Origin of the sequence: Lyngbya sp. CCY1209 (genome assembly GCF_035615495.1) — a bacterium.
In the GTDB taxonomy this organism is placed as follows: domain Bacteria; phylum Cyanobacteriota; class Cyanobacteriia; order Cyanobacteriales; family Microcoleaceae; genus Limnospira.
This window is the reverse complement of record NZ_JAJENU010000173.1, coordinates 1-10,992: the sequence shown is the minus strand read 5'-3', so window position 1 is coordinate 10,992 and position 10,992 is coordinate 1. Positions and strand designations below refer to the sequence as shown.

Annotated in this window: 12 protein-coding genes; 6 read left to right on the top strand and 6 right to left on the bottom strand. The window is 47.0% G+C overall.

The window, feature by feature from the left end:
- Window positions 1-72: 72 nt before the first annotated feature.
- The 3 genes from LKE08_RS02600 to LKE08_RS02595 form a co-directional block, all read right to left on the bottom strand.
- Entirely contained in the window at window positions 73-267 is a 195-nt protein-coding gene (locus tag LKE08_RS02600; protein WP_324702631.1) for a DUF4089 domain-containing protein, read from the bottom strand.
- A 74-nt stretch (window positions 268-341) separates the two neighbouring features.
- Complete coding sequence (locus tag LKE08_RS29235; RefSeq protein WP_375341396.1) at window positions 342-446, bottom strand: hypothetical protein; 105 nt, start codon at window positions 444-446, stop codon at window positions 342-344.
- A gap of 63 nt (window positions 447-509) precedes the next feature.
- Window positions 510-3,446 carry a tetratricopeptide repeat protein gene (locus tag LKE08_RS02595; protein ID WP_324702630.1) on the bottom strand — a complete coding sequence of 979 codons (2,937 nt, stop codon included), beginning with the start codon at window positions 3,444-3,446 and terminating at the stop codon, window positions 510-512.
- A gap of 187 nt (window positions 3,447-3,633) precedes the next feature.
- On the opposite strand from LKE08_RS02595, the gene LKE08_RS02590 reads away from it, so the two are divergent.
- The 6 genes from LKE08_RS02590 (at window position 3,634) to LKE08_RS02565 (ending at window position 7,332) form a co-directional block, all read left to right on the top strand.
- Window positions 3,634-3,906 carry a hypothetical protein gene (locus LKE08_RS02590; RefSeq protein ID WP_324702629.1) on the top strand — a complete coding sequence of 91 codons (273 nt, stop codon included), beginning with the start codon at window positions 3,634-3,636 and terminating at the stop codon, window positions 3,904-3,906.
- 92 nt (window positions 3,907-3,998) lie between these two features.
- Entirely contained in the window at window positions 3,999-4,544 is a 546-nt protein-coding gene (locus LKE08_RS02585) for a DUF2726 domain-containing protein (RefSeq protein WP_324702628.1), read from the top strand.
- Between the two features lie 217 nt (window positions 4,545-4,761).
- Entirely contained in the window at window positions 4,762-5,334 is a 573-nt protein-coding gene (locus LKE08_RS02580) for a superoxide dismutase family protein (RefSeq protein ID WP_324702627.1), read from the top strand.
- A gap of 194 nt (window positions 5,335-5,528) precedes the next feature.
- Window positions 5,529-5,669 carry a hypothetical protein gene (locus tag LKE08_RS02575; protein WP_324702626.1) on the top strand — a complete coding sequence of 47 codons (141 nt, stop codon included), beginning with the start codon at window positions 5,529-5,531 and terminating at the stop codon, window positions 5,667-5,669.
- 433 nt (window positions 5,670-6,102) lie between these two features.
- The gene (locus tag LKE08_RS02570) at window positions 6,103-6,990 is read left to right on the top strand and encodes a ChaN family lipoprotein (RefSeq protein ID WP_324702625.1); all 888 of its coding nucleotides are present in this window, start codon (window positions 6,103-6,105) and stop codon (window positions 6,988-6,990) included.
- 135 nt (window positions 6,991-7,125) lie between these two features.
- Complete coding sequence (locus LKE08_RS02565) at window positions 7,126-7,332, top strand: acetyltransferase (RefSeq protein ID WP_324702624.1); 207 nt, start codon at window positions 7,126-7,128, stop codon at window positions 7,330-7,332.
- 587 nt (window positions 7,333-7,919) lie between these two features.
- On the opposite strand, the gene LKE08_RS02560 is transcribed toward LKE08_RS02565, so the two are convergent.
- The 3 genes from LKE08_RS02560 to LKE08_RS02550 form a co-directional block, all read right to left on the bottom strand.
- Window positions 7,920-8,501, bottom strand: a complete 582-nt coding sequence (locus LKE08_RS02560) for a pseudouridine synthase (RefSeq protein WP_324702623.1) — start codon at window positions 8,499-8,501, stop codon at window positions 7,920-7,922.
- A gap of 6 nt (window positions 8,502-8,507) precedes the next feature.
- On the bottom strand, window positions 8,508-9,446 hold the full coding sequence (locus LKE08_RS02555) for a hypothetical protein (RefSeq protein ID WP_324702622.1): 939 nt from the start codon (window positions 9,444-9,446) through the stop codon (window positions 8,508-8,510).
- 100 nt (window positions 9,447-9,546) lie between these two features.
- Complete coding sequence (locus LKE08_RS02550; protein WP_324702621.1) at window positions 9,547-10,881, bottom strand: TRAP transporter large permease subunit; 1,335 nt, start codon at window positions 10,879-10,881, stop codon at window positions 9,547-9,549.
- Window positions 10,882-10,992: the final 111 nt, after the last annotated feature.

Sequence of the window (10,992 nt, the reverse complement as noted above, 5' to 3'; positions counted from 1 at the left end):
GGGAGTAAAGTTGGGTTTAGCCCTCACCCCCGGCCCCTCTCCCAACTTTGGGGGAGGGGAGTAAAGTTGGGTTTAGCGATCGTCGGCGGGGTCGAAAATGGGGGCGGGTTCGATGGTGTCGGGGAGGGGAAATTCGGTGACGAGTTTGGCGATTTCGGCTATTTTTTCCATATTTTCGATCACTCCCGGACGGTGTTCGGGGTCGAGGGGGAGGTCGATCAGTTCGGCGGCGCGATCGACGTATTCGGGGATGTGTTGTTTTTGCATGGGATTCGGAGCAAGTACAATAATTTTATTCTGATTTTGCCAGGATTTTAGCGCACCAGCTAGGAAGTCATATTTTAACTTTCTAGTTGAGCTCCGCGCAAGCATTTCAGGATATTTTGAATGAGTTCTGGGTCGTCGGGGGAGAAGCATTGGAGGCGATCGCGGGTTTGGGTGGAAATGAGTGCGATCGCGCCTCCGAAGGTTTCCAGGACGTCGAGGAATGATTCGCTGAAGGTACATCTTTAATCTTGATGTCCAAAACCTTTAGTATTTCTTTTGCTTTTATTCGATTTTTTGGAGAATTTGGGGATATTTTTTTGACTACAATAAGTGTTGTCAAGCATTTTTCTTATCACTTCTGGGGCAACATTTTCCATCAATTCTTTTCCGAGCTTATATTCGATTAAATCGGGATGATTTTTGGGTAAAATTTTAGAAGCAATTTTAAAAGCTTTTTCAACGTTTATTTTGGCTCTATTTAGATCGCCTTTTTTGAGATAAACATCGCTCAAGTTAGACAAAGTGTTGGCAACTGAAAGATTTTCCGTTTCCACAATTTTTTTCATTGTGTTCAGCGATTCTTTATAAAATTTTTCGGCTTCGTTGAATTGCTCTTGATGAAAAAAAACTATACCTAAATTATTTAAGGCTGTAGCATATTCAATAGTATATCTATAGCCCAATTTTCTATAAATTTCCAAACTTTTAAAAAATAAATGCTCGGCTTTTCGATAATTATTGAGACTCACATACAGAAGTCCCAGATCGTTGGAGCATGTGGCATAAGGAAAACTATTTTCTCCAAAAAACTTGCCGTGCATATCCAAAGATTTTTCCAACAAAATTTTTGCTCTTATTGGGCAAGATAACTGTATATATACATTGCCAATATCTCTCATTGTTTGTGCCACATTTGGAGACTCTTTTCCATAATGTTTTTTCCGAAAATTTAAGATTTTTATATAAACTTTTTTGGACATCTTGTAGTTTGATTTAGATTCATAAAATCGAGCAACAATATTTTGTATATTGATAAAATCAACACTGTCATGATCAAATATTTTTGTTGCGATATCCAAACATTTATAGTAGTAAAAAGATGCCTCATTATATTGATCTTTCCGTTCATATAAAACTGCCATACATTGCAAAGTCATACAAAGATTATGATATTTAGTCCAACCGCTAAAATATTTGGACTTTTGATCAATATTCTCTAAACCTTGATTTATTTTATCTAAAAATATATATATCAATACATCAGGGCTTTCAATTTTATCTGAATCATTGATCGATAGATCAAATTGACAAATAAAATTTTCGATCAAATGATCTTTCAAAAGTTGTTCCGCCTTTGCAAGTTTGCTTTGATAAATATAACCTTGTGCAACAATATTTATAATTTCAGATTTAAAAATAGGATTTTTGTATTGTTTTAAATCTTTTAAAATTTCTTGGCTCCTTGCTTCAATTTGTATAGCATCATGTCTATCGGAGTCTATATGCAGCAGCATTTTTTTAACGGTCAATATAAGCTGTTTTTTTAAAATTATTTTTTCTGTCGATGTCTCGATCATCTCGATGACAAAATTGCACTTTTTTTCTGACAGTTCAAACAATCCTTTTCCAGAATAAAACGATATTAATATCTGCAAAAGTTGCACGATATCTGTCTTTTTTTTTGTTTTTATTGTCTCCATTGAAAATATTTCTTCTATATTAAGAATGATATGATCCGGCAAATTTTTCATTTTAATTTGTTCATGATTTTTCGCCAATCTGATATAAACATCTATGAATAAATTTTCTAGAGTATCGGAATATTTGGAATTCGCAAGCTTGATTTTAAAAAAATCTCTAATTAACGGATGAAAACGAAAAGATTCTGCCTGAAATTTATGAATTAAATTAAATCGAATCAGCTCCTTCATAGATTCTTCACAAGAATCTATAGAATCAACTACATCAACTACAGATGGCAAATTCAAAAAAGTGCTTGGTTGACAATGAATAGGAGTCGCAAATAAACTCAAAAAACATCCTAATACCTGAGTTGATTCGCTTAAATGATCCCAGCTCAAGTCAAAAGCATCATAAACCCCTAACTCTACTCTCATGGTGGGTTCTGGAGTTGTTAACGCTTTATGATTCAGACGTTGTTTTCGTTCCAACCGTTGTAACATTTCTGACAATAATAAATCTTCGGATTGTGCCAAATAATGTCCGACTAATTCTACAGCCAAAGGCAAATGACCTAACCAACTGCAAATTTTTCTGGCAATCCAAGGTTCTTTGGTGACTCTTTCTCTTCCAATTAATGATTTTAAAATTTGTAATGAAGACAGTGGCTTGAGAACATCCAAGTCTAACCTTGCCAACGGCTTGCCCAGCTTTTCTCTAGTAGTAATTAGTATTTTAAATTTGGTATCATTGGGCAAGTAATGTTTGATATCCTTATAATCCCAAACATTATCGATGACGATCAGCGTATCACCTTCAGCCCAATTATTCCAGCAAAATTCAACTTTTCCAGGAAAGCTCTTTAACTCATCGGGTAAGTAAAAATTTTGAAAATGGTTGATAGAAAATTCAATAATTTGAATTCCAATATTTCCTCGTTTATTTCCGCGTGGGGGATATAACCAGCAAATCCCCCCTGGATATGTATCTTTATATATATGAGAATACTGAATTGCTAATTCAGTCTTGCCAACTCCACCCATTCCAGCGATCGCAGCTATGACCACTTGATGATTCTGCTGTAAGAGCTGATGTAGCTCTTTAAGCTGATCGGAGCGACCAACAAATTCTACAGCTCCTTTATGAGGAGTATTGTTATGTTTTTTTAAAATTGGTATAAATTCTTTAGGTGCTGGTTGTTTTTGGTTTTCTGGAAATGTTGGCTCGGCTGAAACTTTAGATGGCACTTTGTTCCATTCTTCTTCACCAACAATCTCTGTCACATCAACTCCAAATCCTTTTTCACAAATCAATTTTGCAGAACTCGGATCGACCCGTGCTTTCCGATGATAAAAATTTTCCACTGTTTTTCTATCTATACCTGCTTTTTCGGCTAAAGCTTCAAAAGTTAGTTTTGGATTATTCGTCTTAATATTTATTAACTTTTTTTTCCCTTCATCGGTCGCTGTTATACCGCGAGGTTTTCTTTTTTTAGCCATGACATTACTACGGTCTTAACCAAATATATACGAGTATAGCACATCTCACGGCTCAGGCTGAGGGCTGAGTTTGAGTCAGTTCGGGGAACTTTGGGGAACTTTGGGGAACTTTTTTATCTTCCCCATTCTTCCCTGGCGCAAACTGATTCACTTCCCTAAGCTGAAGTCAGTGATTGAGGTACAGCCGATGAACGCATACCAACTCAGCCTGTTTCCAGACGAACCCCCAATTCCGATCGCACCCCATACAAGAAAGCGACAGAAGCAGCCACCCGCACCCAAACCGATCGCGATCGCGGAAACTTACTCCACCGCAAAACTCGCCGACTTTCTAGGTGTATCTCCTTCAACTCTCACTCGCCATCGTCGCGCCGGAAACGCCTATACCAAAGGTTCTTGGACTGCCAAACCCCTCGGAAAAAACACCTGGACGCTCATTTACACTCCCCCCACAACTTAAAACTGTTCTCCTCCCCTCTCCCAAAGTTGGGAGAGGGGTTGGGGGTGAGGGCAAATCTTGTCAAAAATAACCGTTCAACCACAACTCAAACCATGACATCTTTATTCAATTCCCCAAACTCCGATCGCTCCCACTCCGACAACTTGGAAAACTGGAACGCGATCGCACCCCACTTTACCAGCGGCAACGTCATGAACGATAACGAACGAATGACCCTCGAAATTCTCAAAACCATTTTGGGAAGCGATCGCTACCAATTTTGTCCCCAACTTCCCCTTTCCGTCGTCTGCGATCGCACCGATCCGGGATGGCTTCCCAACGAGATTTGGAAATTTTGGGTCAGTTCCCGACTCGATTTCACCCTCTTGGAATGGGGATTTTGCGCCAGCAGCAAAGCCAAATTGGTGGTCGAATGTCAGTCCCCCTTTCACGATCTCCCCGACGTGATGGAACGCGATCGCAAAAAAGCCGAATTGCTGGCGGTGGTCGGTGTCCCCCTCATCTACACGCGATCGGTGGACGAAGATCGGCGATTTATCCGCTTTTTTACCCCCCACGGCGACACGGAAATTTTCTACAATTCCATCAACCGAGACGGACGGCAACAACTGGAAGATTGGTTGGGGGGTTATTTGTAATTCCGGGGTGCGATCGCGGCATTGTCTCGACCTTATAACAATCAGTAGTTATCGAAAGGTGTCGGGATTGATAGCCGAGTCAATCGATTTTAAAAAACATCTTTCCAAAGGAGGATTTGAAGCGGATGTCCGATACTGAAGGGGACAAAAGACTGCGATCGCCACCAAAAGTCTGTCGAATGATATCCTATAGCAGACACTCAACTGAATTTCAACAATGAAGAAAATAATTGGCGTTTTACTCACCTGTTTGTTGGTGGCGGTCTTGGTGGTCAGTTGTGGCGATGCGAGTATGTCCGACACGAATAACAATGTTGTCGCGACGGCGGATATTACCGGCGGTCCCGACTCCGACCTGGGTGGCACCGTCACCCTCGTCCAAACCCAAACCGAGGGAATTTTACCCACTGTCGAAGTCAACGCAGAAGTGACGGGTCTTCCCCCGAACACCAGACACGGATTTCACATTCACGAAACCGGAACCTGCGAACCCGACTTCGGCGCGGCGGGGGGACACTTTGACCCCGGCCCCTTCGGACAGACCAACCCCGACGACAACCACCCCTTCCACATGGGAGATCTCCCCAACTTGGAGGCGGATGCCGACGGGAAGGCGGTTTTCTCCCACCGAACCAGCCGCATCACCCTCACCCGCGGCCCTTTGAGTCTTTTTGACGACGACGGCAGCGCCTTTATCGTCCACATCGATGAAGACCGGGGGACTACTGGTGTCCAAGGCGGCGCCGGCGGCGGTCGCCTCGGTTGCGGGGTGATTGGCCTGCAAAGTTAATTCAGGAGTCGGGGAGGGCACGACCGTGCCCCCCGACCGTTTCCCACCGTCGCCACATTGCGTTAATTTTGGTTAAATTTTGTATTTGACGTTGAATATTTTGGATTCTCTCGCTACTCTAATTATAAGTCAATATTTTGTTTGCATAAACCGTCGTTATGAATACCGCCAACTCCAACCGACAAGGAGATACAATGAACGATTCCAACCCGACCCACAATTTCGATTTCGACCAGTGGGTTAAAGCCGTCAAACCCCAGCTCATGGCTGCATTGCGGGCGAATAACCCCGTCGCTGATTCCCCGAAACAGCTCGACACCGGCAAAAAACGCTAGGCATTTATAACCGGGTATTTTTTTTTCTAGTAAGTCGGTTGCAATGCCAGAAAGTATGGCCTCCTTATCGCCCAACCGAGGGGTTGAAAGATGGGGAGGTTTACCCATATTAAAAGGTACAAATTATGTTATAATCGCAATCTAAAAAAAAATTTAAATTCAACTTCGCTTCATTCTCAATCCGATCGCCCCACACCGATCGCCACACCTTCGGAAGTCGCGGGTCGATCGCCTTGCGCTGAAATACTTAGAAGAACCTGTCATAATCTTTTCAGGAAAGATCCGGGACTCCAATTGAGTTGTGTGGACGGGCCAGACACCGGCTTCGCCATCAACTTAAACCCTCGATCCTATTTTTTTTGTAACTAATGTTGCAACGCAACCCCGATAATGCAATAAAAACATCGATATGATGCATAAATCGCATAATACCATGAAAGTCCGAGTCGTGGCCCAATTTTGCACCTGGTCCCTGGGACTCTTTCTGGCCTGTCCCCCGCAAGTCGGTTGGACGTCGCCGGCCCTCGCCCTCCCCCAATCCGCGATCGCCACCGCCGTCGCCTCTCCCGATCGCGAAACGATCCTGCGATCGCTCCAAACCGCCGACGTCGTATATTTGGGCGAAACCCACGACGACCCCCGGGACCACGAGGCGCAGTTGCAGATCCTGCGATCGCTGCACGAAAATAACCCCAAAATTGCGATCGCGATGGAAATGTTCCAGCGTCCCTATCAAGACGTGATGGACCGCTACCTCGCCGGGGAGATTTCGGAAACCCAACTGGTCCGGGACAGCGAATATATGGAACGCTGGGGTTTTCCCTGGGAATACTACGGCCCCATCGTCCGATTTGCGCGGGAAAACGGACTCCCGGTTTTGGCGGCGAACACCCCCACCGAGGTGACGCGGCGGGTGGCAAAATCCGGGTTGGAGGGTTTGGAAACCGAGGAGAAAAAATACATTCCCCCCCTCGCCGAGATCGACACCGACAATGAAGGTTATCGCCAAATGTTATTGGAGGTTTTTCGACAGCATCAACACGGGACAGGGGACGGGTTCGATCGCTTCGTGGAGGCCCAGGTGCTCTGGGACGAAACGATGGCCGAGGCGATCGCGGAATTTCTCGCTGCCAACCCGGATTATCAGGTGGTGGTCATCGTCGGACAGGGCCATGTGGTGTACGGCTACGGCATCCCTTCGCGGGTGGAGAGGCGGCTGGGCGATCGCGATTTCGTGCAGCGATCGGTCCTGTTCCAATCCCCCGACGAAGCCCCGATTTCCACCGAAGATGCGATGGCCGATTTCCTGTGGAAACACTGAGCCATCTGTCAACTCGCCCGAGAGATAAATTCTGTCAATGTCTCCGGATTTATTGACAAAAATATATCTGCGGGAGGATAACTTTATATCGCCCATTTGTTACGCTAAAACTGTCGAACGCGGACGAGAGAAACGATGCTTCTCAAAGATAAAGAAAGTGATAACTTGGTCAAAATTACTCAGCCGGAAGAGCTCTACAGTCCCGCTCAAAACACGGTCACGGGTCGAACTCAAGCCGGCCAAGAAGAACAGAGCGATCGGGCTTTTCAAAAGCAAAATTTGATCTTCCCTTCCGGCGAAAGCCTGCCCCGCTGCTGGGTGGATGCGGAATACCGCCAGTAAATTTACAGTTGTTGGGCTTTAGCCCTTCTCGAATACGCTGAAGCGCAACAACGGGGCGATCGATAGTTGTTGGGCTTTAGCACCTTATTCGCCGCGATCGCCACGAAATAACCCCTTTCAATCTTCCTGGGTTGCCGGTATTTTATGGGAAAAATATAAACCACAATTTAATTTAAACGCTGTAGCGATCGATACATCTCCCGAAAAATTGGGCATTTTTCTGCAACTTTTTTCATTGTAACCATTTCGAGTAGCTCTGATGAATGTCGCCCTTTCGTGTAGGGTTGATATTGTATTTCATCATCTTCTCTGCGGGTCGCCTGGATTGATGCCTCGACGATTTGTTCTGAAATTTTGAATTGACAGACTCCCGTATCTTCGTTGAAATCACCGTAAATCTCGGGGTCGTCAAAGTCAATCGAAATGATAGTCAGGGATCGGTTAATTTCCAGAGAAGTCGAGCGAAAATTCAAATTTTTATAATCTTTCGCCCATATCGATAAAAGAGACATATAATAAAATCTGTGTAATCTGCGTAATCTGCGGAAAAAAATAAAGAGATGAAACCATCATAAAAGCCATCGTTTTCATCTCCAAAATGGCTTAATTTCCCGGGGACTCAAATCCCGCCACCGGCCCGGTTCGAGTCCGTCCAAACGTAAATGCGCGATCGCCACCCGAACCAGCCGCAGCGTCGGAAATCCCACCGCCGCCGTCATCCGTCGGACCTGGCGGTTGCGTCCCTCGGTGAGGGTGAGTTCCAGCCAAGCGGTGGGGACATTTTTACGATATCGGATCGGCGGGTTGCGGGGGGGAAGAATTGGTTCATCAATCAGTTGTTGAACCTGAGCCGGTCGGGTGCGATAATTTTGGATGGTGACACCCCGCCGCAGCCGTTCCAAAGCCTCCGCGTCCGGTATGCGTTCCACCTGCACCCAGTAGGTGCGGGGGTGGGCGAATTTGCGTTCCCCGAGTCGGTATTTCAGTTTGCGATCGTCCGTCAGCAATAACAGTCCCTCGCTGTCCCGATCTAACCGTCCCACCGAATAGACGGAGGGGACGGAAATGTAATCTTTCAGGGTTTGCCGTTCCGGTGCGTTCGGGTCGCGATCGCTGAACTGACTCAGGACATTAAACGGTTTGTAAAACAGTATATATCGATGGGGCATACAATGCTAAAATGTCTCCCATTCGATCGCATTGACGATCGCTTGGGGGGCGGGTTTCGGGGTTACCGCAGCTTCTGGGGTTGCTTCCGGTTCGGGCGATCGCATTTTTTCCAATTCTTCCTCCCGTTCTTTCAACTGCGATCGCGTTGTTTCCAATTCCGCTTCGGTTTTCTGATGTTGAGTTTTGACTTCTTTTAACTCCGCTTCAGCCGCCGCCAACTTTTCCTCGAACTGCGATCGCGTTGTTTCCAATTCATTAATCGCCTGTTTGTGCTTGGCGTGGGAATCCTCCAAAACCTCCATCGTCTCCTTCAATTGGGAGTGACACTGCTCCAAAACCTTCTCCGTCTCCCGCAGTTGCGATCGCTCTTGGTGCAATTGCGCCTTGGTTTTATCCACCTCGGACTCGACTTCCTTTTGCATGAACCGAGCCTGTTTCAACTCCTCCTGAGTTTGAGCTAGTTTTCCTTTCGTCTCCTCCAATTCTTTCCGAACCGACTGCAATTGTTCGACATCCTGCTTTCCCTTTATGTGGGCTTGCTCCAATTCCTCCAAAACCTCATCAAACTGACACTGAGCCCGTTCTAACTCCCCTTGAATTTGAGTCAGTTTCGATTGACTCTTCTGCAACTCTTCCCGGGCCTGGGAATCGGTGGCTTGTGCTTTTTCCTGGAGTTGCTGGAGTTGAGTCCGAGTCTGTTCCAACTCCCCTTGAGTTTGAGCCAGTTGGGATTTTGTCGCCTGCAACTCTTCTTCAAACTGGGGAGAAGCAAATTGTATTTTCCCCTCTTTAATCTGGTGCAATTCAAAGTGAGTTTGCTCCAGTTCCCCCAACACCTCATCAAATTGACACTGAGTCCGTTCTAACTCCTCCCGGATATCGTGCAACTCTGATTTGGTTTTGTCGAGTTCCTGCTGTAGTGTCTCTTCTGTCTGTTCCGCCATTCTCTAATTTTCTCCTTAATATTCCACAGACACGCCAAATTCGGTGAGGCCCCAATTGCCAGGTTTGGGCTACCCTTCCTTAACCCAAGTTACTACAAAGTTAACCCATTCCCCGGGCGAGGGAAGGCAAAAAGTTGACAATTCCCGGAAAAATCACTACCAAAGCCAAAACAACAAGCTGCAAAGTGATAAACGGGATCACGCCCTGATAGATATCCTCGGTGCTGACTTCCGGTGGCGACACCCCCCGCAGGTAGAAGAGGGCGAACCCGAAGGGCGGCGTGAGGAAGGAGGTTTGCAGGTTCGCGCCCAAAACCACGCCGAACCACACCAGGTCCATGCCGAAACTCTGGGCGATGGGGAGTAGCAGGGGGACGACGATAAAGACGATCTCGAAAAAGTCGATAAAGAATCCCAGCAGGAATACCATCAACATGGAGACGAGTAAAAAACTGATCTGGCCGCCGGGGAGATTTAAGAACATATCCTTCACCAAGTCGTCCCCGCCGAGTCCGCGAAACACCAAACTGAACGCCCGGGAACCCACTAAAATAAAAATTACCATGCAGGTGGTTCGCAATGTCGCATCGCAGGCGCGACCGAGGTTGTCCCAGGTGAGTTGGCGGTTGATAGCCGCAAGTGCGATCGCACCCACGCACCCCACCGCCCCGGCTTCCGTCGGCGTGGCGATGCCGAAAAAGATGCTGCCGAGAATTAAAATAATCAGCAATAGGGGCGGAATCAACACCCGAATCACCCGCTTTCCCAGTCCCGGCGCCTCCAATACCTCCGTGGGCAAGGCTGGGGCGATGTCGGGACGCAGCCAGGAGGCGATCGCGACGTGGAGGGCGAAAGCCCCGGTCATCAACAGTCCGGGAATCACCGAACCGATAAATAAATCCCCGACGGAGACACCGAGTTGGTCGCCGAGCACCACCAAAACCACGCTGGGGGGGATGATCTGTCCCAGGGTTCCGGAGGCGACGATCACCCCGGTGGCGAGTTTTTTATTGTAGCCGTAGCGCAGCATGGTGGGGAGGGAAATTAACCCCATCGCAATCACGGTTGCAGCCACCACCCCCGTCGTCGCGGCCAGGAGTCCCCCCACGACAATGACGGCGAGGGCGAGTCCTCCCCGCAGGCGCCCGAACAAGATTCCCATCGTTTCTAACAGGTTTTCGGCGATGCCCGTTTTTTCCAACATGGAGCCGAGGAAAATGAAGTAGGGGATGGCTAGGAGGGTAAAATTGTTCATGATGCCGAAGATCTGCTGCGGCATCGCCGACCACAAAATGGGGTCGAAGACACCCAGGGCCATGCCGATCGCCGTAAAAATCAGCGCCACGCCCCCCAAGGAAAAGGCGACGGGGTAGCCCAGGGCCAACACGACCAGCGCCCCCGCAAACATGGCGAGGCTCAACCATTCAGAATGCATGGGATCGCGGATTCCCTCAATGTTCACCAAAATCACCCGCCTCGAAAGCGCCAGCCTGCTGTCTTGCTCTCTGCGAGACAGAGTAACAGGTTAGGGCTAGAAAGCCCCGTC